22 protein-coding genes are annotated in these 25,371 nt (G+C 64.4%); 6 read left to right on the forward strand and 16 right to left on the reverse strand.

Annotated features, from left to right (window positions below; all coding sequences use genetic code 11):
- Positions 1–2: 2 nt before the first annotated feature.
- The 3 genes from QDT69_RS25400 to QDT69_RS25410 are packed head-to-tail and all read left to right on the forward strand — an operon-like array spanning position 3 to position 3,120.
- The gene (locus tag QDT69_RS25400) at positions 3–2,054 is read left to right on the forward strand and encodes an FUSC family protein (RefSeq protein WP_279709216.1); all 2,052 of its coding nucleotides are present in this window, start codon (positions 3–5) and stop codon (positions 2,052–2,054) included.
- Positions 2,051–2,257: a DUF1656 domain-containing protein gene (locus tag QDT69_RS25405; protein ID WP_146988225.1), complete on the forward strand. Its 207-nt coding sequence runs from the start codon at positions 2,051–2,053 to the stop codon at positions 2,255–2,257. Before QDT69_RS25400 ends, QDT69_RS25405 begins: the two co-directional genes overlap by 4 nt.
- Positions 2,254–3,120, forward strand: a complete 867-nt coding sequence (locus QDT69_RS25410) for an HlyD family secretion protein (RefSeq protein WP_279709217.1) — start codon at positions 2,254–2,256, stop codon at positions 3,118–3,120. The genes QDT69_RS25405 and QDT69_RS25410 overlap by 4 nt, the downstream gene beginning before the upstream one ends.
- A gap of 20 nt (positions 3,121–3,140) precedes the next feature.
- Here QDT69_RS25410 and QDT69_RS25415 read toward each other — a convergent pair whose 3' ends face one another.
- Both QDT69_RS25415 and QDT69_RS25420 read right to left on the reverse strand, forming a co-directional pair.
- Positions 3,141–4,007 carry a tetratricopeptide repeat protein gene (locus tag QDT69_RS25415; protein ID WP_279709218.1) on the reverse strand — a complete coding sequence of 289 codons (867 nt, stop codon included), beginning with the start codon at positions 4,005–4,007 and terminating at the stop codon, positions 3,141–3,143.
- A gap of 75 nt (positions 4,008–4,082) precedes the next feature.
- A complete protein-coding gene (locus QDT69_RS25420) occupies positions 4,083–4,595 on the reverse strand; it encodes a FecR family protein (protein ID WP_279709219.1) in 513 nt (170 codons plus the stop codon).
- A 550-nt stretch (positions 4,596–5,145) separates the two neighbouring features.
- Here QDT69_RS25420 and QDT69_RS25425 point away from each other — a divergent pair.
- Complete coding sequence (locus QDT69_RS25425) at positions 5,146–9,225, forward strand: DUF5801 repeats-in-toxin domain-containing protein (RefSeq protein WP_279709220.1); 4,080 nt, start codon at positions 5,146–5,148, stop codon at positions 9,223–9,225.
- 69 nt (positions 9,226–9,294) lie between these two features.
- On the opposite strand, the gene QDT69_RS25430 is transcribed toward QDT69_RS25425, so the two are convergent.
- Positions 9,295–11,064, reverse strand: coding sequence for an alkaline phosphatase family protein (locus QDT69_RS25430; RefSeq protein WP_279709221.1), 1,770 nt, complete (start codon positions 11,062–11,064; stop codon positions 9,295–9,297).
- 307 nt (positions 11,065–11,371) lie between these two features.
- Between QDT69_RS25430 and QDT69_RS25435 the strand changes: the two genes are divergently transcribed.
- Positions 11,372–12,805, forward strand: coding sequence for a cytochrome c peroxidase (locus tag QDT69_RS25435; RefSeq protein WP_279709222.1), 1,434 nt, complete (start codon positions 11,372–11,374; stop codon positions 12,803–12,805).
- A 10-nt stretch (positions 12,806–12,815) separates the two neighbouring features.
- Here QDT69_RS25435 and QDT69_RS25440 read toward each other — a convergent pair whose 3' ends face one another.
- The 4 genes from QDT69_RS25440 to QDT69_RS25455 all read right to left on the reverse strand — a co-directional run bounded on the left by QDT69_RS25440 (position 12,816) and on the right by QDT69_RS25455 (position 18,077).
- On the reverse strand, positions 12,816–13,502 hold the full coding sequence (locus tag QDT69_RS25440; RefSeq protein WP_279709223.1) for a hypothetical protein: 687 nt from the start codon (positions 13,500–13,502) through the stop codon (positions 12,816–12,818).
- Between the two features lie 120 nt (positions 13,503–13,622).
- The gene (locus tag QDT69_RS25445; RefSeq protein WP_279709224.1) at positions 13,623–15,680 is read right to left on the reverse strand and encodes an alkaline phosphatase family protein; all 2,058 of its coding nucleotides are present in this window, start codon (positions 15,678–15,680) and stop codon (positions 13,623–13,625) included.
- Positions 15,681–15,918: 238 nt separating this feature from the next.
- Positions 15,919–17,295, reverse strand: coding sequence for a cytochrome c peroxidase (locus tag QDT69_RS25450; RefSeq protein ID WP_279709225.1), 1,377 nt, complete (start codon positions 17,293–17,295; stop codon positions 15,919–15,921).
- Positions 17,292–18,077, reverse strand: coding sequence for an EfeM/EfeO family lipoprotein (locus QDT69_RS25455; protein WP_279709226.1), 786 nt, complete (start codon positions 18,075–18,077; stop codon positions 17,292–17,294). Before QDT69_RS25455 ends, QDT69_RS25450 begins: the two co-directional genes overlap by 4 nt.
- A gap of 153 nt (positions 18,078–18,230) precedes the next feature.
- Between QDT69_RS25455 and QDT69_RS25460 the strand changes: the two genes are divergently transcribed.
- Positions 18,231–18,812 carry an A24 family peptidase gene (locus QDT69_RS25460; RefSeq protein WP_279709227.1) on the forward strand — a complete coding sequence of 194 codons (582 nt, stop codon included), beginning with the start codon at positions 18,231–18,233 and terminating at the stop codon, positions 18,810–18,812.
- 8 nt (positions 18,813–18,820) lie between these two features.
- Here the strand turns inward: QDT69_RS25460 and QDT69_RS25465 are convergent, their stop codons facing one another.
- From QDT69_RS25465 to QDT69_RS25505, 9 genes are read right to left on the reverse strand one after another with little or no spacing between them, the layout of a single operon-like run.
- On the reverse strand, positions 18,821–19,462 hold the full coding sequence (locus QDT69_RS25465; RefSeq protein ID WP_279709228.1) for a hypothetical protein: 642 nt from the start codon (positions 19,460–19,462) through the stop codon (positions 18,821–18,823).
- Entirely contained in the window at positions 19,462–20,025 is a 564-nt protein-coding gene (gene gspM, locus QDT69_RS25470; protein WP_279709229.1) for a type II secretion system protein GspM, read from the reverse strand. The genes QDT69_RS25465 and gspM overlap by 1 nt, the downstream gene beginning before the upstream one ends.
- Positions 20,022–21,095 (reverse strand): PilN domain-containing protein, encoded by a 1,074-nt coding sequence (locus QDT69_RS25475; protein ID WP_279709230.1) that lies wholly within the window; start codon positions 21,093–21,095, stop codon positions 20,022–20,024. Before QDT69_RS25475 ends, gspM begins: the two co-directional genes overlap by 4 nt.
- On the reverse strand, positions 21,095–22,054 hold the full coding sequence (locus QDT69_RS25480; protein WP_279709231.1) for a type II secretion system protein GspK: 960 nt from the start codon (positions 22,052–22,054) through the stop codon (positions 21,095–21,097). The genes QDT69_RS25475 and QDT69_RS25480 overlap by 1 nt, the downstream gene beginning before the upstream one ends.
- Positions 22,054–22,761 carry a type II secretion system protein gene (locus QDT69_RS25485; protein WP_279709232.1) on the reverse strand — a complete coding sequence of 236 codons (708 nt, stop codon included), beginning with the start codon at positions 22,759–22,761 and terminating at the stop codon, positions 22,054–22,056. Before QDT69_RS25485 ends, QDT69_RS25480 begins: the two co-directional genes overlap by 1 nt.
- Positions 22,758–23,168 carry a prepilin-type N-terminal cleavage/methylation domain-containing protein gene (locus tag QDT69_RS25490; protein WP_279709233.1) on the reverse strand — a complete coding sequence of 137 codons (411 nt, stop codon included), beginning with the start codon at positions 23,166–23,168 and terminating at the stop codon, positions 22,758–22,760. The genes QDT69_RS25485 and QDT69_RS25490 overlap by 4 nt, the downstream gene beginning before the upstream one ends.
- The gene (locus tag QDT69_RS25495; RefSeq protein ID WP_279709393.1) at positions 23,143–23,607 is read right to left on the reverse strand and encodes a type II secretion system protein; all 465 of its coding nucleotides are present in this window, start codon (positions 23,605–23,607) and stop codon (positions 23,143–23,145) included. The genes QDT69_RS25490 and QDT69_RS25495 overlap by 26 nt, the downstream gene beginning before the upstream one ends.
- 15 nt (positions 23,608–23,622) lie before the next feature.
- Positions 23,623–24,138: a type II secretion system major pseudopilin GspG gene (gene gspG / locus QDT69_RS25500; protein WP_279709234.1), complete on the reverse strand. Its 516-nt coding sequence runs from the start codon at positions 24,136–24,138 to the stop codon at positions 23,623–23,625.
- Positions 24,139–24,155: 17 nt separating this feature from the next.
- Positions 24,156–25,367, reverse strand: coding sequence for a type II secretion system F family protein (locus QDT69_RS25505; RefSeq protein WP_279709235.1), 1,212 nt, complete (start codon positions 25,365–25,367; stop codon positions 24,156–24,158).
- Between the last annotated feature and the right edge of the window lie 4 nt (positions 25,368–25,371).

Below are 25,371 nucleotides of genomic sequence, written 5' to 3' on the forward strand. Positions count from 1 at the left end.
TCATGCGCGCGGAAGAGCCGTTCCTGGTCCGCCACGCGGACCTCGTCTTCGCGTTGAAGACGTTCGCCGCGTCGATGCTGGCGCTTGTCATCGCATTGGCGATCGATCTGCCGCGCCCCTATTGGGCAATGGCGACGGTCTACATCACGTCACAGCCGCTTGCCGGCGCGACCAGCTCGAAGGCGCTCTTCCGCGTGATCGGCACCCTGGTCGGCGCGAGCATGACTGTCGCCCTGGTGCCGAACCTGATCAACGCGCCGGAGCTATTGTGCCTTGCGATCGCGCTCTGGGTCGGCCTCTGCCTTTATCTGGCGCTGCTCGACGGCACGCCGCGCAGCTATATCTTCATGCTGGGGGGATACACCGTCGCGCTGATCGGCTTTCCATCGGTGGCCGACCCGGGCAGCATCTTCGATGTCGCACTGGCGCGGGTCGAGGAAATCTCGCTCGGGATCATCTGTGCCAGCCTGGTGTCGACGGTGGTGTTTCCGCGCAGCGTCGCGCCCGCGGTCGGCGGCCGCATCAGGAGCTGGCTGGCGGATGCGCGCCGCCTGTCCCGCGACGTGCTGCTTGATCGCGGGACCAGCGAGGCGCGACGGGCCCAACGCCTCCACCTTGCGACCGACATCGTCGAGATCGATACGCTGGCGACCCATCTCGCTTACGACCGGCTGGCCGACGCCGGCACCGTGCGCGGCCTCGGTGAGGTCCGGCTGCGCATGTTGATGCTGCTGCCGATCGTCACCTCGATCGAAGACCGGCTGGCCGCGCTCGGCGAAGCGGCGCTGCAAAGGCAACCGGAACTGCGGCGGCTGATCGGCGACCTCGCCGCATGGATCGTGGACGAGGATCGCCCGCGGCAATCCGGCGAAATGATCCGCGCCGCGATCGCCGAGCGGCAACCCGCGCTCGACGGCCTCGTGCCGCGGGAGCGCATCATCACCATCAGCCTGCTGCTGCGGCTGCGCGAGCTTGTCGACATCTCGGCCGACTGCCGCGCGATCGGCGATGCGATCGCGGCGGGCCAGGATATCTCCACCGTCCCGCTGGCATTCCACCCGGAGGCGGGCGCCGCGCCGGTCCGTCATCGCGACCACGGCATGGCGCTGTGGTCGGCCGCCGGGGCGGCGGCGGCGATCCTGATCTGCTGCGGCCTGTGGATTGGCACCGGCTGGGCCGATGGCGCCTCGGCGCCGATGATGGCGGCGGTCGCCTGCTCCTTCTTCGCGGCGCAGGATGAACCGGCGCGCAGCATCCGGGCCTTCGGCCTGTTTTCGCTGGTCGCGATCGTCGTGGTCGCGATCTATCAGTTCGCACTGGTGCCGGGCATCTCCCATATCGAGGTCCTGATCGCCGCGCTGGCGCCGACCTTCCTGTTGTACGGCTTCCTGATCGCGCGGCCGAAAACCGCGCCGATCGGCATGGCGCTCGCCGCCAACACCGCGACGCTGCTCGCGCTGCAATCGACCTACAACGCGGATTTCGCCAGCTTTGCCAACACGTCGGTCGCCTTCTTCCTCGGCGTCGTCATCGCCGAGATCGTGACGCGGGTCGCGCGCGGCGTCGGCGCCGAATGGATTGCCAAGCGCCTGATGATGTCGAGCTGGCAGACGCTCGCGATCGCCGCCGAACGGCGCGGCCGCGGCGATCGCGCGCAGTTTGCCGGCCTGATGCTGCATCGGCTCGGACTGTTGGTGCAGCGCATCGCCTTCATCTCGGAGAGCGATCGCCGCGATGCCGACAGCCTGGTCCAGCTGCGCATCGGGCTCAACATCATCGACCTCAGGCGGGCGCGCTACGGCCTCGCCGCATCGACCGTGCGGGCCATCGACGACATGCTGGACGACCTCGCGGCGGCGTTTCGCGCCCATGCGGACCAGGCGATGCCGGCCGAATTGCTGTCACGCATCGATGCGACGGTGACCGCGGTCGTCAAGGACCCAAATGAGCGCGCGCGGGACGATGCATTGCTCGGCCTCGTCGGCATCCGCCGCGGCCTGTTTCCGGATGCGCCTGCGTATCGATCGCAGCCCGAGGAGAGTTTTGCTGCATGAGATATGAGCTCGACATCTATGGTGTCCTGGTCCCGGCGCTGCTGCTGTGGCTCATCGTTGCCTATGCGCTGAGCGCGGTGGTGAGCCGGATCATGCAGCGCTTCGGGCTCTACCGGCTGGTCTGGCATCGCGCGCTGTTCAATTTCGCCCTGTACGTATGCCTGCTTGGCGTCGTCGTCTATTTTTCGGAGTTTCTGCCATGAAGGGGAATTTCGCCTGGCTCGGCCGGGTCGCGCTGACCGCGATCGCGCTCGTCGCTGCGCTGGCCGTCGGCCGCGCGCTCTGGATCTACTATATGGAATCGCCATGGACCCGCGACGGCAGGGTCCGCGCCGACGTGGTTCAGGTTGCTCCCGACGTGTCCGGCTTCGTCACCGACGTGCTGGTCAAGGACAATCAGCAAGTGCATCGCGGCGATATCCTGTTCCGGATCGATCGCGCGCGCTTTGCCCTGGCGTTGCAACAGGCTGACGCTGCGGTCGCCGGCCATCGCGCCACGCTGGATCAGGCCGAATCCGATCTCAAACGCTACAGTTCGCTGACCACCGATGCGGTGTCGCAGCAGAAGCAGGAGCAGGTGCTGGCGACGCAGCTGCAGGCCAAGGCCGCTTACGACCAGGCGGTCGCCGATCGCGCCGTGGCGCAGCTCAACCTCGATCGCAGCGAGGTGCATGCATCTGTCAACGGCACCATCACCAATATGGACCTGCGGCCCGGCGCCTACGTTACCGCAGGCAAGGGCGTGATGGCGCTGGTCGATACCGATACGCTGCATGTCGAGGGCTATTTCGAGGAGACCAAGCTCGCGCGCATTCGCGTCGGCGACAAGGCGCAGGTGCGGCTGATGGGCGAGCCGGTCCGGCTCACCGGACACGTCGAGAGCATTGCGGCCGGCATCGCGGACCGCGACCGCACCGACGGCGCGAACCTGCTAGCAAACGTCAATCCGACCTTCAGCTGGGTCCGGCTTGCACAGCGCGTCCCGGTGCGCATTGCGCTCGATCATCTGCCCGATCGCATCGCACTGGTCGCCGGCCGTTCGGCAACGGTCGAGATCATCGACTAGCCGGCCCGCAGCAAGCGTGTCTATTGCACGCCGTAACGTTTGAAGTCGTCGCTGATGCTGCCCTGGATCGCCTTGGCCGCCGCGATGTCGGCATCGCCGGCGGCCTTGTCGCCCTGCTTCAGCTTCGCCAGCCCACGTCCATAGAGTGCGCTTGCCAGCTTCGGATCAATGCGAAGCGCGGAGCTATAGTCGTCGATCGCCGCGCCGAGCTCGCCGGTCTTCAGATAGATCAGGCCGCGCGAGTCGTAGGTCGCGGCGTTGGCCGACCCCGATTGCAGCGCCTTGTTGCAATCTTCCAGCGCCTCCTGCAGCTTGCCGAGGATGGCCCGGCTCCAGCAGCGTCCGTTCCACACGCCGTCCAGATTGGGCTCGAGGCGAATGGCCTGATCGTAATCCTGCACTGCGCGGGCATAGTCATTTTTCTTCAGATAGGCGCCGGCGCGGTTGGCAAAGGCTTCGCCGTAGTTCGGGTTGAGCCGGATGGCCTGATCGAACGCATCGGTCGCGCGATCGTAGTCGTGCTTCCTGAAATAGGCCACGCCGCGGTTGTTGAACGGCTTGGTGTAGGTTGGATTGAGCTCGATGGATCGATCAAAATCCCGGATCGCGCGGTCATAGTCTCCCTTGCCGGTGTAGGCATTGCCACGGTTGTTGTAGGCGATCGCAAGGCCGGCCGGCGTCATGTCCTCTCCCGCATCGATCAGCGCCGTGCACGCGACGATGCGAGCGTCGGCCGGCGTGTGGTCGAGGCCGCTGCACAGCTCGATATTCCGCAGGTAGTTGTTCCTCTGCGTCGGGCTCTGCGCACCGACCGACGGTGTGAGCAGCAGCAGGATGAAAAGCGCCGCGAGGCCGCCACTTCCACCGGAACCTGCGCGAGGATTCATGTCGGGCTCCGGTGTTGACGACGCAATCGTCGCCGATATCCGTGAGTAGCCGCTCAAGACTGACGCCCTGCTCGCCTAGCACCCTCGGCAAATGTTCGGATTGAACCTGTGGTGGAGGTTCTGCTCGGATTGCGGCACTGCGCGTGTCGCGGGCTTCCTGATCAACTTGCTCTTGCCCTCTTCCACGAGCGTCGCGAACCTCACCGTACCATCGTCGGAAATTTCGATACGTGGCGTGGTGCCTCGAATTCCCATCGTCGCGGCGGGAGTGTCGATCTTCATGTCGCCGGTCTTCGCAATGTTGCCGGCAACGAAGGTGAACGTTCCATTGGCCAGTTTGAACAAGGTCGAATTCGACTTGCCGTTCGGGTCGTACACGAACTCGGTCATCGCCATCTTGGCGTTGCTCGACAGATTGAACGAGGTGCCGTCGGTGAAGTTGATCCCGACCCGCCCGTCGGCCCCGGTCTGCACCACGTCACCCAGATAGACGCGGTCGCCAACCTTCGCCTGCGGCGGTTGATCGGACAGGGCAGCCTGCACGACCGCACTTGGATGCTCAATCGTGACCGAGCCAGTGGCGGTCACGACTGTCCCGATGAAGCTCGCCGGGGAATTTTGAACCGCGGGTTGAGCCCGCTCGGTTTGCGCCAGCATCGGACCAGGCGCCAAGGTCACGAGCGCCAAAACGAAACTTTCAAGCAATTGAACAATCAAATGGTTACGCACGATCCCCTCCGTTGAGAAGACCTTGTCGTGTCGCGGCGCGATGGTGATTTTGACCGCCGGGCCGGGACCGCAGGACCTCTACTGCCGAACGAGTTGCCGCAAAACAGGCCTAAGGGCCTGGTGTCGTTCGATTAAAAATTAATAGGTGGACAATCCACTTGGTAAATATACACTAAATTTAGTGGGGGTGCACTTGCGATAATCGACAGCGGTTCTGTCGGCTCCGCGATGGCTCTCCGCTGCATTGGAAGCCGATTTTCACTACCGAATTTAGTTTCAATCAGGACGTTTCGGCGGGCGAGCCTATGGCTGCGGGTGCGGGGTCTTTTCACCGCGTACAGCGCGCAAGCCAGACCAAGAAAACTACGGCAGCACCTACCGCCTGAGCCGTTCAGCAGGCGAAAAGTCAATGTTAGTCGCGTCCGGCGTAGCGTTCGGGGGCGCGGGGTCGGCCGATTTAGGCCGGCTGCCCCGGGTGATTGGCGTTGTTGATACGGTGATCGGTTGCGGCACCATTATGCGTGCGCGCGACATCGCCCTTTCAGTCGTGGCCGGCGATCCGGTTTGCCAGGGTGACGTCATCGAGGTCGCGGCCGGCGGACGGGTCGACATCCGCTTGATCGACGGTGCAATGCTCCACCTGCCGGCAGGCACCCGGCTGGCATTGGGCGATCTGACCCAGAATTCGATCAGCAGCTTGCGGCCGGGACTGTTCGCGAAAGCCAGAAGCATCTTCCGCCTGATCGGCAGCCGGCTGGCCGGGTCGGACGTCCTGACCGCGGACACGCCCGTTGGCACCGTCAGGACCAGCGGCCTCGGCTTGCTGTCGTTCGCCGCGCTGACCTACTCGCTGCTGGAGAGCGCGCGGGCTGCGGAGCCGAACGTCACACTGCTGGACGACGATACCATCACCTACAAGGACCTCCACCACGGCGTGTTCGAGTTGGTGACCAAGGAGGCGATCCCACGGCACATCATCGTCGACGATCCCGGGGAGACGATCATCCTGACCAAGCGAGGGTCTTCGGTCAGCGTGAACCATCTCACGAACAGCCCTGCTCACATGGAGGAATTGCGCGACGCGCAACAGGAGACGCTCGCCAATCTGGAGAGGGGATCGGGATCAAAAGGCTCCAGCACGCCTACCTACCAAGGCTCGCCGCTGCTGCAACCGATCAACTTTACCGAGCCTGACCCTGCGCAGACGCCATACCAGCTCGGACCGCTGCCGACGGTCATCCCCCAGTTCATCATCACTTTCAAGCCGCCACCGACGCCGCCCAAGCTGACCTTCGGAGCGGCGCCGTCACTGACATTGAGCGCGACGCATCTGACGGCGACGGCGCTGGACGACAACATCGCGGGCTCCGCGCCGAATGTCGCGCTGACGACCGTATCAGGGGACTTCTCGGTAAAATTCGCCAACCCGCAGGACGCAGCGGGCGCGACAGTCAGCTACGCACTGACAATCACCGGCGGCAACAGCATGGCGTCGGGGGTGATCGACTCGCACACCGGCCTCGCCGACGTGCTGGTTCTGAACAGCAACACCGTTGAAGGCCACGTCGGCGCGGCTGACGGCACGCTGGCATTCACCATCACGCTCGATCCAGTCACGGGGTACGTGATCTTCACCGAGTACCGGTCGGCGATGGCGCCTCCTGGCACCAACACCGACGACAACGAAGCCGTGTCACTGGCGACCGGGATCGTAACCCTGATTGCGACCGTGGTGAAGGACGGCTTATCCCAGGATGTGACCCTCGATCTCGGCAGCAGGTTGACCTTCATCGAAGATGACCCAAGCATCAGCACAAACGGAACATCTCCCTCGCTGACGCTGGCTGAGGCGCATCTGACGGCGACGCTGCTGGACGACAACATCGCCGGCTCTGCACCCGATGCAGCGCTGACGACGACCTCCGCCGACTTCTCGACGGCATTCAACTCGGTCCAAGGCGCGGATGGTGCGACGATCAGCTACGCGCTGACGATCGCGGGCGGCAGCGGTACCGCGTCGGGCCTGATCGACTCCCACACCGGCCTCGCCGACATATTGGTTCTGAATGGCAACAGCATCGAAGGCCATGTCGGTACGGCCACCGGCACGCTGGCGTTCACCATCGCGCTCGATCCGGTCACCGGACGAGTGACCTTCACCGAGTACCGCGCGGTGAAGAACCCGCTCGGCACCAATCCGGACAGCGGGGAGCCTGTGGCGTTGAACGCCGGCCTTGTAAGCCTGGTGGCGACGATCACGGACAGGGACGCAGACTTCCGGAGCGCGAGCATTGATCTTGGCAAGCAGCTCACGATCACGGACGACGGTCCGAGCATCAAGGCGAGCGGCATAACGCCATCGTTGACATTGAGCGAGAAGCATCTGACCGCGACGACACTCGACGACCACATCGCGGGCTCGGCGCCGGACACGGCGCTGACCACGACAGCCGCCGACTTCTCGACGGCGTTCACCTCGGTTCAAGGCGCTGATGGCGCGACCATCCGCTATGCGCTGACGATCACCGGCGGCAACGGCACCGCGTCGGGCCTGATCGACTCGCACACCGGCTGCGCCGACGTGCTGGTTCTGAACGGCAACACCATCGAGGGTCATGTCGGCACGACGAACGGCACGCTGGCGTTCACCATCTCGCTCGATCCGGCCACGGGGCTTGTGACTTTCACCGAGTATCGGGCAGTGAAGCAGCCGTTTGGCACGAGCCCGGACAGCGGCGAAGGCGTGTCGCTTGCGACCGGCATCGTGGGCCTGACTGCGACGATTACGGACAACGACGGTGACTTCCAGAGCGCGAGCCTCGACCTTGGCAAGCAGCTGACCATCACCGACGACGGTCCCAGCATCAAGACGAGCGGGACCGCGCCATCGCTGTTGTTGAGCGAGTCGCATCTGACGGCAACGGCGCTGGACGATCACATCGCGGGCTCGGCGCCGAATGCAGCGCTGACGACGACGTCGGCCGATTTCTCGACGGCGTTCACCTCGGTTCAAGGCGCCGACGGCGCGACCATCTGCTACGCGTTGACGATCGCCGGCGGCAACGGCACCCCGTCGGGCCTGATCGACTCGCACACCGGCTGCGCCGACGTGCTGGTTCTAAACGGCAACACCATCGAAGGTCATGTCGGCAACACCAACGGCACACTGGCGTTCACCATCGCGCTCGATCCGGCTACGGGGCTTGTGACCTTCACCGAGTATCGGGCGGTGGAGGAGCCGTTTTGCACCAGTCCCGACGACGCCGCAGGCGTGTCGCTTGCGGCCGGCATTATAGACCTGACTGCAACGATCACGGACAAGGACGGCGACTTCCAGAGCGCGAGTATTGATCTCGGTAAGCAGCTGTCGATTGCGGAAGACAGTCCGACAATTGGTGGCTTCCCGGTCACCGTCATCGCCGCTCACGACAATCAGGCCGCGGCCGGCACCTACGATGTCAATTTCGGCGCGGATGGTGAGGCCGCAATGCACGTCGCCATCCACGACGGCGAGGTCGGCAGCACGGGATATGACCTGGCGACCTCAAGCCTCGGCGACGGTGTCACCTCGGTGCATGTCACCGGACACGGCGATGACTACACTTTCTACTATTCGACCCATCCGGCTGGTGGCGGCGTCGAACTGGATGCCTACCGTACGGATTCAGGCGGTGCGCTGTGCGATCCCCTCTTTGCACTCCTGATCAATCCGGACGGCACCTACTGCTTTGATTTCGAGAAGGTCGAGCAGTTGAAGGACGTCACCGTGACCGGCTCCGATTTCGGGGCCTCGAACGGCGGCTCGCCGCAACTCACGGCTCCGGACGCACAACTCGTTGTCACAGGCTCTGACTGCGCCGGTCATCCCCTCGATGTCATGGCATCGAGCGATGGCATCTCGGTCGGCGATGATGGCCAGCAAATCGGCCCCTCCGAGCAGTTGAATCTCGCATTCACCGAGAAACAGTCGCAGGTCGATTTCACTCTCGCACACTGGCAGGATTGCGGCACTGCTACCCTGACCTTCAAGGTACTCGATGGCAGCACCTGCGTTCACGACTTCAGCATCTGTGTTCCCAAACCATCCAGCGGCTGCGCCGGCATCGTGGTACAGGAAACGTCGAACACGTCGTTGATCAATACCTACACCTTCGACAACACGACGCAGACATACACGCTCTACGTCGGAAAGGCGTTCAATCAGGTCCAGATCGACTATGATCGAGCGGAAGCCGGCCACCCCACCTTCACGGTCAACAACATCACGTACGACGAGAAGACGAGTCTTCCGAGCACGGATCTTCTGTTCGATGTGTCCGCCGTTGACAAGGACGGCCATTCGGCCACGACCGGCCTTCAGGTCGATATTCAGGGCGCCACGACCGGGGCGCCTGCGCCGATATTAGCGCCCAGTCCGGAAATTGCGGCAATGGCCGGCAGCGTCATTTCAGATCAAGTCACGCATATGCAGCATGATCTGATCCTGTAAGGGCCCTGAAGCCTGGTGAAAGTCCTGGCCCGCGTCAGCTATTGGCGCGGGCCAGGATGATCTCTCGTATCAGTGCCAGCCTTCGCCGGCCTTCAGCGCCGCCGAGAGGCTGCGCACCGGGCGCGTCACCAGCGGATCGAGGTCGAAGCGCTTCTCGAGCATCCTGAGGATCGACGTGGTGTCGAAGTCCTCATGCGCGACGCCCGACTTGTTGAAGCGCTTGGCGATCAGCAGCGCCGGAATGCGGGTACCCGGGCCCCACTGGTCCGCAGCCTTGGCCTCGGCACCATGACGGTTGAACGGCGGCGGCGGGACGTGGTCCCACTGGCCACCGAACTCGTCATAGGTGATGACGATCAGCGTGTCCTTGCCATCCGGCCCTTCGACGATCGCCTTGACGAGATCGACGAGATGCTGGCTGCCTTCGGACTCGCTGGTGTAGCCCGGATGCTCGTTCTCCTCGCCGATCGGCTTGATGAAGCTGACCTGCTTGAGCCGGCCGTTCTTGGCCGCCTGGATGAACTCCGCCTCGTCCTTCAGGTGATCCCTGCGGGCCTGCGTTCCCGGCGCGTAATTGGCGAAGTAGTTGAGCGCCTGATGGTGGAACTGGAAGTCCACGTCGGGGCAGTTCGGGAACACCGCATTGGAGTTATGGTTCGGATCGGTGCAGGTCGTGCCGTTGCCGTTGGTCCAGCCGGAAGCGCCGACGTCACCGTTGGCGTTCGACCAGCCGCCCGAATACCAGGCCCAGTCAACATGCTTGGCCGACAGCCGATCGCCGATGTTCGGCGTGTGCAGCGGCGGCAGGCGCTTGATGTCCGGGGTGCCCGGAGAATAGGGCTGATAGGTCGGCTGCGTGGTGTTGACCGCGTAATCGCCGCAGGCGAGGCCGGCCGGCAGGCCGGTCTGGTTGCACTTCGCCGTCAGCTGAGCGTCCTTCACGGTCGAGACCGGCGCATAGAGCGGCGTGCTGGTCGGCATGCCGTTGGCGTCGACGATCGAGTGGAAGTCATTGGCGCTGCCGTCGTTCAAGGCGCCGACGAACTGCGGCGCCGCCGCCGCGACCAGGAACTGGTGGTTGAGGAACGAACCGCCGAACGCGCCCTGGAAAAAGCTGTCGGCGATGACGTAGTTCGGCGCGCCGTGGCTATGCAGATAGCCGTAGATCGGCAGCTTCTTGGTGTCGTAGTAGCCCATCACCAGGCCCGCAGCGTCGCTGCCGGTCATGTAGCGGTTCTGCCGGCCACCGTTGAGCTGATACTGCTCGCTGTAGAAGCGATGCACGATGTCCTCGGTGCAGCCGCCGGGCGCGCCGGTGCCATTGAGGAAGCCGTGCGGTGCGAAGGTGCCGAGCGGCTTCGGACAGGTGGTCGCCGAGGTCGGGATGAAGTCGTTGATCTCGAACGGCTTGTTCTTGAACGCGCTCAGGATCGCGACCGAGCCCGTATTGTCGGTGCAGGTCGTCGGCTGCGGCGACGGCGAGGTCAGGTTGACGTCATTCTGCAACAGGCAGGCATAGACGGTCTGGTTGTCCTGCCGAACCTGTAGCGTATGGGCCTGATCGGCATCGGAGGTGCCATTGATGTGGTCACGGCCGACATCGCCCCAATGCCCGTAGAGGTTATCGAAGCTGTGGTTTTCCTGATAGATGACGACGATGTGCTTGTACTGATGCACGCCTTCATGGCCACGGTCGCGCAGCTCACGCAGCTCGTCCCGCACCTCGTGCTTGAACTCATCAACGATCTTTTCGACCAAATTCTCGGCGTTTGCCATCGGTGAGATGGCAACGGCGCCAGCAACAACTGCGAGCGCCGGAATGGCTCCCCAAAGCCGCATAGTGCTCTCCTGATTTCAGAAAGAAATAGAAATGGAGTTACACGCTATGCAAAACACATTTCGCTGGGATGACTGTTTTTCGACGCGCGCACAAACGCGTGAAAAGACCCGCACACGCCGATAATTTTTCTTTCTGTCACAGACAGCCCAGCCTGCGGCTCGTTGATCGATCGTCATCAAACCGCAATCAACAGTCGTCTATCCAAACAGATGGTCATTGATCCTGCCGACAGGAAACTGTCACCTCCGTGACATCTTCCGACCTACGGCGGCGCATATGCATTGTGACAAGGGGCGTTTTCTCGCAATGGCTTGGGATATTCTGGCGTCCGGCTCCGGAAAATGTCGTGCGGCATCTGCCGTTCGCGGCGGCGTCACACCGGCACGGACCGCATTGCTGGCGCTCGTGGTTGCCTTGCTGCCATTGCAAGCGTTGGCGTTTCCGCTCGGCGGCGATCAGACCGTGCTGCCGGCCGGCACTGAATTATCCGAGGACGCGCTGGCGCGGCCGCGCGAGCTCTTTCATTCCGAGGCGATGGGCGGGCGGAAGTCCTATCTGGTCAATCTCGGCGATCTCGCTTTCAACTCCCCTTCCATCCTCGGCGGCAAGGCCCGCCAGGCCGAGATGAGCTGCGGTACCTGCCACGTCAACGGCGCATCGAACCCGAAACTGTTCGTTCCAGGCGTATCCTCCCGCCCCGGCACCTTCGACACCACGAGCCTCGTCTTCAACGCGAAGACGTTCAACAGCATCCTCGATCCGGTCAGGATCCCGAGCCTGCGAGGTGCCCGCTTCCTCGCACCCTACGGCCATGACGGGCGCATCACCTCGCTGCGTGAGTTCGTCTATAATGTCATCGTCAACGAGTTTTCCGGGCCGCGGCCAAGCGACGAGGTTCTGGACGGCCTCGTCGCCTATATCAACGACATCGACTTCCTCCCCAATCCGAAGATTGCGCCCGGCGGCAGGCTTGGCGCGCAGGCGAGCGTGGCCGAGCGTCGTGGCGAGGCGCTGTTCTTCAAGCCATTCCCGAAGCAGGCCGAGTTGAGCTGTGCCGGGTGCCATCTTCCGGCCGGAACCTTCAACGACCAGGTGCGTCACGACGTCGGATCGGGCGGGCTGGTGAAGACCCCGACCCTGCTGAACGCTAATTTCAATGCGCCGTACTTCCACGACGGCCGCTACGACACGTATGAGCAGGTGGTCGAGCATTTCGACCGTGTGTTCGACCTCGAATTGTCGAGCCAGGACGTGCAGGACCTCGTCGCCTATCTGAATGCGGTCGGCGACGGCGAACGTCCGTTCGACAAGGACGGCGTCGTGCTCCGGATGAAGGAAGTGCTGGAGTTGTCGAGCGTGCTCGAGACCGCGATCCCGGCCGCCGATACCGCAGTGGTGTCGCTGGCCGTGACCGGGGTCGGCGCCGAGCTGCGCGAGCTGACCGAGCACATCCCCGACATCAGGAACACCTCGATCGGCGGCAAGGACGAGCGGCTGGCGGCACGCGCGATCCTCAAGGACCTCGTCCTCACGCTGCGCCGCATCGACCTCGAAGTCGCGGCCGGTCATATCGACGAAGCGATGACGGAATATCGCAAATTCGCCCAGCTGGTGAATTTCGACGTTCCCGTTGCGCTAAAGAAGGCCGAGCCGTGGTCGCTGTTCAATAGCAATGTGCATCAAGCCCACTACACGGCGCTCGGCCGGATGCTGCCGGTCACGAGCGGGCAATCGCAGTAGCGCACGGCCATCACTGCGAGGCCGGCGGCTCGACCCACACGTCGCTCTGCTGGATCCGGCGGATCAGCGCTTGCGGATCGAACTTGCGCAGACCTGCGGGGATTTCGAAGCTTTGCGCCGGCTGAGGCTCGTCCCGGATGTGATCGGCTGATATCACCGTCCCGTCCACGGTCTTGATCTGCACCGGAAAGCTGCGCGCGCGGTCGATCCAGCCGGTAAAGCTCAAACCGGACGGTCCGGTGATTCGATAGATTTCGGTGCTGCGTCCCGCGATTGCTTCCTGTCCATCGTGCTGGCAGCGCCAGGTCGCGAGATCGACCGGCGCGGATAGCTGCGCCATCGACAGCCATTGCCGGCACGGATCGTCGGGATCGACCGGCACGAACAGCTGGGTGAGCGGGCTCGATTGCATCGCATTCATGTAGACGTGTGCGGCCGGCCGGACGAAATAGGCGGCGGGTCTGGCCGCATCGAGCAGGAAGAAGCCGTCGGGCAGCGCGGTGGTCTCGATGCGCGCTTTTCGGCCCGAGACCCGCAGCGTTCCCATGACCGTTGCCGTATCGTCCTTCCGCGCGACGAGGTCGGCGGAAAACTGTTGCGCCGTGGCCGGCATCGACGCATCAGCCAGGATTGCGACGGCGAGCAGGCAGGCCACCGCGCGCGTGCGTCCCTTGCATGTCTTTTCGTCGCGCGTCATCGCATATCCCCGGTCGTTGGGCTGATGGGCAGGCAAAACGTGACGGCGCCGACCGAACCAACGGTTCGATCGGCGCCGGCCTTGGATGGATTCAAGACCTCGTCCTGGACGAGAGCTCGATCACTCGGTGTAGGACAAATTGACCGGCTTGCTGAAGTCGAACGCGTCGAACAGGTCAGACAGCGCCGGGCTGTTGGTCGGGACGTACTCGTTGTTCTTCGAGTAGCTCGGGTTCGGCAGGTTGTCGCGGCTGCGGTTCGTGAGCGGCTGGAGGCCCCAGTTGCGTTCGATGAACTTCAGCAGCGAAACGTGGTCGGCGTAGTTGTGGTTGACCTTGCCGCCCGTCGAATAGGGCGAGAGGATCAGGGTCGGAATGCGCGGTCCGTCGCCGAAGAAGTCGATCGACTGCTGGTAACCGGAGTCCCAGTAGCCGCCGGCCTCGTCCCAGGTGATGAAGACCGCGGTGTCAGCCTTCAGCTCCGGATTGTTCTCCAGCGCGTTGAGCACGTTCAGGACATAGGCCTCGAACAGGTCAACCTTCGAGCTCTGCGGGTGACCGTCGAGTAGACCGTCCGGCTTGCCGAACGACACCGCGGGCAGCGTGTTGTTCTGGATCGCCGTGATCAGATCGGCAGTGTCCTTCATGTGAGCCTGACGCACGGCCGGGTTGGCCATGATCGAGGTCGCATACTGGAACGGATTGCAGATCTGGCAGTAGGCAACACCGAGAGCGTGCGCCGGATCGGCGAGCGCAGCGGCGCTGAGGTTGGGGTTCGACGGATTGGCAGCAACCGCGGCATTGGCGAGCGCCACGGCGTCGTTGAACGCGCCACCGTAGAACGCCCAGGAGATGTTCTTCTCCATCAGCGCATCGCCGATCGTGCGAACCGACGACGGCGGAACGTTGTTGCCGCCCGACAGCGCGCCGTTCGGCAGATAGCCCGGATTGACGTTGTTGAGCATGTAGTAGTGGTTGGGCTTGCAGTTCGGCTCCGCCGCGTACGGCAGATTGTTGAGATAGGTGACGATCGGCTTCACGCCGGGCTGGAACACGTCCGAGCAGTTGCTCCAGTTGCCGTCGACGGTGTAGCGGTTGACCGAGCCCGTGACCGGGTTCGGGTTGGCGATCAGGTTCGCCGGCGGCGTCACCGGGTTGCCCTTGCCGTCGCTCCAGAAGGCCGCGTCGCCGGTGCCGAGCATGAAGTGGTTCGCGCCGGTGCCGCCGTGGAACGACTGGTGGAAATTGTCGCTCAGGGTGAAGCGGTCGGCGAGCATCTTCAGGACCGGGGCCTGACCCTGCTGGGCGTTGTAGAAGCCCATCGAGTTGGCCATGCTCTTGTTCGACGCCGAATAGGTTGCCATCACGAACGGGAACAGGTCGTTCAGGCAGCCCGAATTGTTCTTCTTGGTGGCGTTGGCGGCGCTGCAGTCTTCCTGCTGCCAATCCTGATAGAAGCGATGGGTCGAGTCGCCCGTGTAATCGTCGTCGCTGATCTGCTCACCCTGCAGCGGGAACGGTCCGTTCAGACCGCCGGCGCCGGGAACGCGGGTATCCAGCACACCGGTCGGCAGGCCGCTGAAGCCGGTGGTGAGGATGTCGAGATCGGCCGGATCCATGTCCTTCTCGACGCCGGCCTCAGTGATCGTCTTGAACGGGGGCGCGGTGTCGCTCTGCGCCGTCGGCGTGCCGTTGGTGTTCGGCTGCGGCATCAAGTTGGTCGCGTTGTAGGGCGACTTCGAGATAGCCGGCGCACCGATGTAGTACAGCGGTTGGCCGGCGACCGAGGCCTGCTGCGCCTGCGCGAAGTTCGGCCCCGGCGTTCCGTCCTCGTTGACGATGCCCTTCGACAACAGGTTGGAGATGGTCTGGCCCTTGCCCTTGGGCTTGTAGATACCGAAGGTGTGATCGAGACCGCGGTTCTCACCAATCAGGATAATGACGTGCTTGATCGGCGAAGCGGTCTTCACGCCGTGATCGCCGTCGCCATGATGGCCATGGTTCTCATGCTTCGCACGATCGCCCTCTTCGTGCGCCTGGTGATTGTGATGCGAACGCTTGTCCCAATCACTGCGACCGCCCGGATAGTGAGCGGCATATGCGGCTGTTGCGACGAGCACCGATGACGCGATGCAGAGCGCGGTGCTGGTTCGCCAGTGCTTTTTGTAATTCAAACTCATTGTCGACCTCAGGGTGTTTGCGGTTAGCAACACGCCCTGCTTAGTGCGACAGTATGACGCATGCTTTTCGCTTACGTGAAAGCGCGCGAGAAATTTCGAAACGTTCAAAGATTTTCTGTGAAGACACCTGCCGCCGCGCGACGCATCTCCACGATTCGACTCTTCAACCGAAGATCGACAATTGACGAAGCAATCCACGCAACGGCGCGTTGCGCGACTGCACTACAATACAAGTCAATCAGTGCGAAACATGCCTGGATCGCATCACCTCGCGAAGTGCAGCGTAATGCCGGTCATGCACGCCTTGATTGAACAGCGACCACGGCTCGGCGCTGGCCAACAGCGCAGGCACCGCAGCAGCCATCAGGTTGCGATAATTCCTGAACTCGGTCGCAGCGTCCGCATTGCGTCCCGCTGCAACGGCCATCTCGATCCGCCGCAGCGTCAGCACGAGCTCCTTGAGCCCGTTGCGCGCAAGCACGCGCTGCTGCTCGCCGCCCGACACGCTGGTGTTCTTGCGATCGGGATATTGCTCGGTCAATTCGCGCAGCTCGCGGCCGATCGTATCGACCGCCAGCGCGACAACGTCCTTGTCGCCGGCAGGAATCGCGGTCGCGAGCACCGTCGAAAAATCATTGATCTCCTTCAGCGTCGCACCGGCGCCGTCGCGCTCATAAGGCTGCACGCCATCGCCGACGGCCGTAAGGTAGGCGACGAGGTCGCCCTTGTCCTGCGCCGAGAGGTCGAGCTGAAAGGTCCGGTCGAAATAGTCGACCACCTGGTTGTAATTATCGAACCGGCCGTCGTGGAAGTACGGTGCATTGAAGTCGGCGTTGCGCAGCGTCGGCGTCTTGAACAATCCGCCCGAGCCGACATCGTGCTGCCGGTGATCGACAAAGCCGGACGACGGGACGTGGCACCCCGCGCAGCTCAGCGCAGGATCGTGCGGGAACGGTTTTGCGAACAGCGCTTCGCCGCGGCGCTCCGCGTCGGTGATCTTGCCGGCCAGCCGCCCGGCGGGACCGAGGCTCGGATTGGGCAGGAAGTCGATGTCGTGAAGATAGGCCACGATCGCATCGAGCGTTGCCGGCGACGGCTCGGGCCCTGCGAATTCATTGGTGATGACGTTGTGGACGAAGTCGCGCAGCGAGGCGAACCGGCCGTCGGCGCCGTAGGGCGCAAGGTAGCGCGCGCCGCGCAGGCTCGGAATCCGCACCGGATCGAACGCCAGATTGTTGGCCTTCGGATTGAACAGCGGACCGGTGGTGTCGAACGTGCCGGGCCGGCTCGACATCTTTGGCATGAAGAATTTTGCGTTGTTGGCGCCATTGACGTGGCAGGTGCCGCAGCTCACGCCGGCCTGCCGCGCCACCTCGCCGAGCAACCCGGGCGAATTGAAGGCGAGATCGCCGAGGTTGACCAGATACGACTTGGCTCCGGTCCGCTCCGACTGGAACACCTCGCGCGGCTTGTCGAGCGCATCCTCGTTCAGCTCGGTCGCGACCGGCAGCACGGTCTTGTCGCCGTCGACCGGAAACGCCGCCGCGCGCCCGAGCAGCGCAAGGGCGACGACGCCGGAGAGCAGCGCGGCCAGACGCCGGTGAAGCGATGTCATCGCGCCTGCGCCTCCAGGGTCGGGCGCTGCAGCCCGAGCTTTGCCGAGGCGCTCTGCAACGCGACGACCAGCTCCTCGCTGGTCTGGCGCAGATCGGCGATATTGACGTGAGGCAGGTCGGGCGTGGCGACGATCGCCTGCAGCCGCTCGATGCGGTTCGTCACCATCTCGTCGAGCTTGCCATCCACCGTGTTGAGCGCGGCAGAGAAGATCGTGCGATAGGCGAAGTCGATGCCGGCGATATTGTTGCGCATATCATCCAGCGAGGTGCCGCTGATGCGCGACTCGCCGCCATCGGCCTTGCTCTCGCCGACTTCGTAGGCGAGCCGCACCGTGCCGTCCAGCAGCCCCTGCGGCGTCAGCTTGATGTCCTTGAGCTTGCCGTGAAGATCATTCAGATGCTCGACGAGGCCGGTCGCATCGGCGGCAACATCGGTGCTGGCAGCGCCGAACAATTTTGCCTCGATGGCATGAAACCCGCTGTCCGCGTTCGGCCAGGCGTCGATCTGCGCATCGAGCTCGGGCACGAAGCCCGCGGTAAACACTTCCGAGCGCTCCCAGCCGGCGCGCGCCGACAACCAGGCCTTCTTTGCACCGGGCAAATCCGCGGCAGCGGCGCGCTCGCGCAACGCACGCGCGCCCGCCAGCGCGCTGCCAACGCCCTCGATCAGATACGGCCGATAACGCTCGGCGCCGTCCTCGAGAGCGCCCGCATTCGCGGCGCGCACGCCTGCCGACGCTGCCAGCAAAGCCAGGCACGCCGCCACTCGCATCTTGTACATAGTCAACCCACTCATCTGCCGCGAAGGGCTCGTGGCACATAGCGGAGCGAACTATTGTCGGTATCCTATGCGGATTTGTGACAGCGCAGACTTTTTGTCGCATCTTTTCTGTTTCATCATCGGCGATGACGATCACAATCCCGCAAGCGCATCATGCGGCTGCCGATCGGTGAAAATGCACTGTTCAACGCGCGCGAGTTGTTGCAACACAGTGTGTTCACGCGTCACGCTTGTCCCGTCACCATGCAGATCGACCACGAAGTTCTTTATTTCATTGCATCTTACGGCACGCTTTGCGTGCTCTGCTGCAGCGTTGCGCTGATCGATCTTCGTCACGGCATCATTCCCGACTGGCTGAATCTTGCGATCGCAGCGCTCGGGCTTGCAAACGTGGTTGTCACTGAAGGTGCAACGGCCACCTTCAGTGCGATGGCGATCGCCGCTCTCGTCGGCTTCGTGTTCTGGCTGTTGCAGGGGCTTTACTTTGCGCTACGGCACGTGGACGGGATGGGACTTGGCGACGTCAAGTTTCTTGCAGCAGCGGCGATCTGGGTCGGCGCGTCGGGGATTCCGACCCTGCTGCTGATCGCGGCGCTCGCGGCACTTGGTGTGGCCGGCGGCCTGCAACTCGCAGGGCACGAGATGAAGCGTCAGACGTCGATTCCGTTCGGCCCGTTTCTAGCGCTCGGGCTTCTCCTGACGCCGGCCCTTCAGAGCTGGCTCGCGTTGAGCTAGCAGCGCAATCACCTCTGGATCCGCGCCGCCAATGGCTTCCGCTCGGTGCTGACCGGAACGAGGCGGGCCTCGCCGCTCTCATCACCGCCGGGCTGCGGCAATGTGAGCACCGCTGCGTGCTCGTCTTTCTCCATCGTGGCTTCGCGCGCCTTGATGGTTAGCAGCTTCCAGCCCTGGAAATCGTCGCCGATCTTGAGCCGCAGCGCAGTCTTGTTCGATTGATCGAGAAAGATCCCGAAGCTTTCATCATCTCCGGAGATCGTGCCGACCAGCGACAGCGGCGGCGGCTCGGTCGCGACCTTGCGCGGCGGTGGCGGCGGCTTGCTGGCCTCCGGTTCTGCAACGACGACAGGTGGAGGCCGCCGCGACGGCGAGAACACCGGGCGGTCGCGGGTGTTGGACAGTGTGGTGAGCGGGATGCCCCACAGCGGATTGGCACTGAGCGGCCGGGGTGTCGGCGCCGGCGCAGGGGCCACGCGGACCGACGTCACCGGCTCGGAGGCCGGCGGCGAACTCAGCACCGGTCCACCCAGACGGGTTTCGTCGAGCAGCCCGGCATCCAGCGCATCGCCGGACCGGTCAGGCACGGCGGCCGATGCGGCTTGAGCCGACATCGCGAGCAGCACAATGATCGCAGCATAGCGTCGCATCATTTGGCTCCTCGCCATTGTCCGGAGACGCCGAGCAGCACGCGCAGTTTGCCGGGATCGCCGCCCTTGGCGGCTTCGTCGGCGACCGGTTGCACCACCAGTTGGTCGATGAACAGGAACGGCATGCCGGCTTCGAGATCGTAGAGCACCTGCTGCAATTGCGCCTGCTCGATCTCGCTGCTCGCGACCATGCTGATGAAGCCGGCCTTGGCCGGCGCGTTGGGCACGTCGAGCTGCGTCGACAGCACATTGCCGCCGGCCTTGATCACCGCGCCCGACACCCGCTGCAGCAGAGTGGCGCCGGCGACCGTGACGGTCGCTCCTTCGAGATGGGCGGAGCCGGTCGGCATGGCCGCCTCTCCGGGCGCGGTCTTCGCCTTCGATCGTCCCTCCAGCTGCTCCAGCATCCCGGCCGACGCCGCGACATCGCTGCGCAGGCCGATGATGTCCGAGAGCGAGGAGATGACGACAAAGAGCAGCAGCACGAACAGGCCGAGGTAGCTCGCAGTCGCGACCAGTGGCGAGGTGCTGACCGCGGTCAGCGATCGGGATGCTGCGCTCATGAGCCGGACCCAAAATAAGCAGAGATATTGGCCTCGACGTGGAACCGCTCCGCCGATTCATTCGCGGCGCGGGTCGTCGGCGCGAAGAACGTCGCGCGGGTGAATTGCGGCGACTGCTCCAGCAGCCGGATCAGCGACGGCGCATCCTGGGTCAGCCCCACCACTTGCACCTTGTTGCCCTCGATGCGCAGCTCCGTCACATAAGTCGTGTCGGGCAACACGCGCGAGATTGCTTCCAGGACCATGACGCTGGACGGCGTCGTCTGCTTGCGCTTGGCCAGCAGGCCGAGACCGGACGTATCGCCATTGGCATCGAGACGCAGCGCGGCACGGCGCTGCGAGATGCGGTGTTGCAGATCCTCCTGCTCTGATTGCAGCCATCCGCCGACATAGATGTTGAGCAACAGGCAGACCGCGGCCGCGGCGGCGGTCGAGGCCAGGGCGATGCGCAGCAGCTGCGGAACCGCGGGTCCGGCAAGGCCGCGCAGCGATCGGTCGAGCAGCGTCACCTGCTGCGGGGCACCGTCGCTGCCGACCGCCGGCGCCGTGACCGCAATGGAGGCGGCGCCGAGCATCCTGGCCATCCGGATCAACGGATCGACCTTGGCCGCCGCGGTGGCGCTGAACGCGACTTCGATGCGGTCGTTGGAGATCGGCTGCGGCGAGCCCCAGCCGAAGACTGCATCGGCGGCGGTCCATGGCGTCAGCCGGTCGACCTGCGCACGGATCATCCCGTCGAGGAAGTCGCTTGCCTGGCTCGGGAAATCGAGCACGCGGCTGACGACATGATCCGATCGCAGACGCACCTCGATGCGGCTGCCATCGAGGGCCGTCCTCCAGTCCGCCGGCAGCGGAGGCTGCGGCGCGTCGTGATCGAGCCGGAACGAGGCCGGCGTCAGGGGCGAGCCATCCTTCGACACCGCGAGACGGGCGGTGAACGTGCCATCGCCATTCTCGTCGAACTCGACGCTGCGCCGGCGCATGAACTTGCCCGCGACGCCGTCAACCGCAGTTGCGACCGCGCCGATCCATTGCTCGAACCATTGCCGTGCTTCGGCAAGCATTGCCATCACCCTCTCCCGCGCAACAGAACCGGGTTTCTCGGTTCAAGGTCGTTCTGCCAGGACAACACACGATAAGGCTCGACCTGGTCGCCGAGCGCGATCACCGCTTCAGACGTGGTGCGGTGGCCATTGCGAAATCGGATCGAGATCGCGATCCGGTAGCAGGGGCTCTGCGCGGTCGAAGCCGCACTTTGCGGGTTCGGGGCCTGCGATGCACCGGAGAGGCCGTTCGGCGCGGCAGCATTCGAGCCGGGAGCATTCGAGCCGAGGACATTCGATCCAAGAGCACTCGCCCCGAAACCGTCCTGTGCTTTGCCCGATACCTTATCCATCGCCAGCACGACTTCCGGCGCGGCGATTTTCGGATCGACATCCGGACTGCCGTTGAATACCGTCACGAACGGCAGCACCCGATCGACAAGGGCCTCGGGGATGCCGGCGACCAGCGCCAGCTCGTTGACATGGGTGAACAGCCCCTGCCGCGGCGAATAGCCCAGCGCGTTGTAGCGCGCGGCCTCGACATTCTCGCTGCCCGGCGCAGGCCGGGTCCGCCAGCCGACGATCCGGTCGGCATATTCGCTGGCGGCATCCTTCTGCGCGCCGAGCACAACGAAGAGGCCGATCAGCATCTCCTTCGACGCGTAGTTCAGGTCGACGCGGCCGGCTTCCGACGTGAAGCCTACGTTGACGCTGGCATCATCCAGCCCGAAATGAAACGCTCCGTATTGCGGCCGCGTCTTCTCATCCGTCAGCGTCAGCTGATAGGCGGTGAGCTCGAGCCCGGCCGAGACCAGTGCCTCGGTCTGCAACGATACGTCGCTCGCCGCCAATGCGCGCGCCGATGCGGCAAGATAGGCCGAGAAGATGATCGCCAGCGACGACAGCGCCAGCAGGATCCAGAGCACCGCAACGATGACGAAGCCGCGGTCGGCCGGCGATCGACCGCTATTGCCGGGCGGGCCCATCACGTCTTCCCCTGATCGGTCGGAACGTTGGCGCCACCCTTGTCGCCGCAATTGCCGTCCGGCTTGGTGCAGTCGCTCGGAATCTGGACATGGACCGGCGCGATCGTCGAGACCGACAGGACGCGCTGGCTCGCCGCGTCACGAACGGTCAACCGGATCATCGCCGGCAGCCGGTCGGCATCCTTCCACGCGCTCTTCCAGGCGCGGTCTGCACCGGCATAAGCGAAGGACAACCGGTAGGGCGCACGCAGCAGCACCACGGGGCTGCCGAGATGCACCTGTTCCGACAGCGACACCCCGTCGGCCAGCGGCGTGAAGCGCGCCTGCGAGCGAACCGTGACGAACTCGCCGCGATCCCTGACCTCGCCGAGATGCACCACGTCGAGCCCCGGCCCGGCATTCGGCCCGACCGAGGTCCGCACGAACGTGACCGACAATTCCGATCCGTCGAACAGCGGCTTGTGGGTGTCGCGGTTGGCGGCGACGAACTCCGCCGCGGCAAGATCGGCGCCGATCCGCTCCAGCGCGATCCCGATCAATTCGCTGCGCTGGATCCGGTCGAGTCCCCGGTTCCAGCTCGGCAGCCATTCCCCCGTGATGCCGGCAAGGGCCGACAGCAACAGCCCCATCAGCGCGAGCGCAACGATCATCTCGATCAGCGTGAAGCCGCGCTCGTGGGTTCGCTGTGCCGTCCTTGGGGCGATCATTGCGCCGACCTCGGCATCAGGCGCACGGTACGAATGTCGGACAGCGCCCCGCCTGGAGACTTGACGCGAATCCGCACCAGCTCCGGGGCCCACGGCACATTGCCTTCGGGCACCGTCCAGTCGCCGCCGAGCGGACTGACATCGATGCTCCAGCGATAACCCTCCGCCTGCCCGGTCGACGTACCCGGCTGCAGTTCCGCACGCGGCGGAATGCCGACCGTCATCAATGTGCGCACCGCCTGCATCAGCGCCACGTGCTGCTCCATGGCCCGGACGCCGCGCGTCTTGACGCCCATGACGGCGCCGATCGCAACGATCGAGACAGCCACCAGCGCCAGCGCCACCAGCACTTCGATGATGGTGAACCCCGCATCAGCGCGGTCAGTTGGCGGCGACGTCGCGGGCAACGATTTCAACCCTTCCGGTGAGCCAGTTGACGCGGACCTCATAGCCAGCATCGAGCCGCGTCAGCGCGATGGAGCCGCCGCAGGAACCGCCATTGGCGAAGAAGCGGATGGTAGACAGGGCCGCGCGGCGCTGACAGCTCTGCGGCAACACTGCATCGAACCGCACGTCATCGGGAATCCGCACCGTCATGCGCGATGCCCCCGAATGGATCACGCGGCTCGGCGCGTCGACCAGCGTCGCTACGCTGATGCTGCGCTCGATGGCGGCGTTCCGATCGGCCTTCAGCAGCGTCGCGGTCTGCAGCGCATAGGCCTGCAGGCGCGACCGCGAGGTCTGGCGCGGAATGAACGGAAGCAGCACGGCCGCCAGCAGCGCGATGATGGCGAGCACGCACACCATCTCGAGCAGGGTGAAACCGCGCTGCGCCGCCTCATTCATGCTTGCCATGCATCCTTATTGGTCGGTGTTGGCGGCCGTGGTCTTCTCGAGCGAGATATCGGCCGAGGTACCGCTGCCACCCTCCTGGCCGTCAGAACCGTAGGAGACGATGTCATAAGGTCCGTGCTCGCCGGGCGAGCGATAGAGATAGGGGTGATTCCAGGGATCGTTCGGCACATTGCCGCCCTTCAGATACGGGCCGTTCCAGGCCGCGACCCCGGGCGTGCGCCGGACCAGCGCGGCGAGCCCCTCCGCCGTGGACGGGAAGCGCCCGGCGTCGAGATAGAACAGGTCGAGCGCGCTGGAGAAGCTTTGCAGCTGAATGCGCGCGGTCTTGACCTTGGACTCGCTGAGATAGTTGAGCACGCGCGGCCCGATCAGCCCCATGATGAGGCCGATGATCGCGATCACCACCAGCATCTCGACCAGGGTGAAGCCCGCCTCGCCCGAACGCCTTGGCTGTTGCGGTTGGGCGCGATCGCGTCCCGCCCGCGTGGAAAATGCTTCGATGATGCTGTTGCGCGATATCATGACCGATGACCTCTGCTTTAACCGACTAGCTGCGTGACCGAGAGCAGCGCCGTCATGACCGAGACGATCAGCCCGCCGACCACGGTGCTGATCGTGATGATCGCCAGCGGACCGACGATGCCGACGACACGGTCCAGGCTGCGCTGCAATTTAGCTTCGTAGAATTCCGCCACCCGCCCGGCCAGCACCGGCAACTGCCCGGTCTCTTCGCCGAGCCGCAGCATGCGGACCGCCATCGGCGGCAGGCTGTCCGCCACCGCGAGTGCTTCGGATAATTTTCCGCCATGACGGACACGGTCCGCGGCCGCGGTCCAGTTCGCCTCGCTGCCGGTCACCGCCATGATGTCGACGAGGATGCGCAGCGCAGCCGTGAGGTTAACGCCGCTGCCGAGCAGGACGCCGAGATTGCGGCAGAACAGGCTGGCGCGATAGAACTGGAAGGCGCTGCTGATGCCCGGCAGCCGCGAAATGCCATTGACCAGCGCGGCGCGCACCCGCGCCTGCCGCAGCAGCCACCATGCGAGCGCGATCGTCGCCGCGCTGATCAGGCTTGCCGCCGTGGCGTTGGCGCGCAGGAAATCCGACAGTGCGATGAAGCTGGCGAGCGCGGTGTCCGACTTGCCGCCGAAATCGCCGAGCACGGTCGAGAACTGCGGCAGCACGAACAGCAGGAAGAACAGCATCACGCCGGATGCAGCGACCAGCACAAACGCCGGATACTGCATGGCGTCGGTCAGCTTGCGCCGCATCTGCTCGGACCGCGCGCGCTCGGTGCCGAGCATCTCCAGCACGGAATCGAGCGTGCCGGAGATTTCGCCGACCCGGACCAGGGCGATGTACATCGGTTGGAACAGGATTGGATGATCCGCCACCGCATCGGCAAAGCTCTCGCCGGTGAGCAGCGCCGCGCGGATCTTGGCCACCACCGGGCGCATCCGGCCGACATCGGCATCGCCGGACAAAAGCTCCAGCGCATCGTCGAGGCGCGCGCCGGCCTTGAGCAGCAGCGCGAGATCGCGCGTGAACGTGGTGACCTCGGCGCCACTCGGCCCGCCGAACAAGCTACGGCCGCCGGCTGCACTGGATGCGCGCTTGTCCTCGGTGGTCTCGATCGGCAGCAGCTTGAGATATTCGATCCGCCGCGCCACCTCGGCCGCGGTCGGGGCGGAGATCGTGCCGTTCACGATCTCGCCGGCCTGGGTCAAAGCACGATAGCGATAATTCGGCACGGCG

The sequence above is a fragment of the Bradyrhizobium sp. CER78 genome, assembly GCF_029846235.1.
Lineage (GTDB): Bacteria > Pseudomonadota > Alphaproteobacteria > Rhizobiales > Xanthobacteraceae > Bradyrhizobium.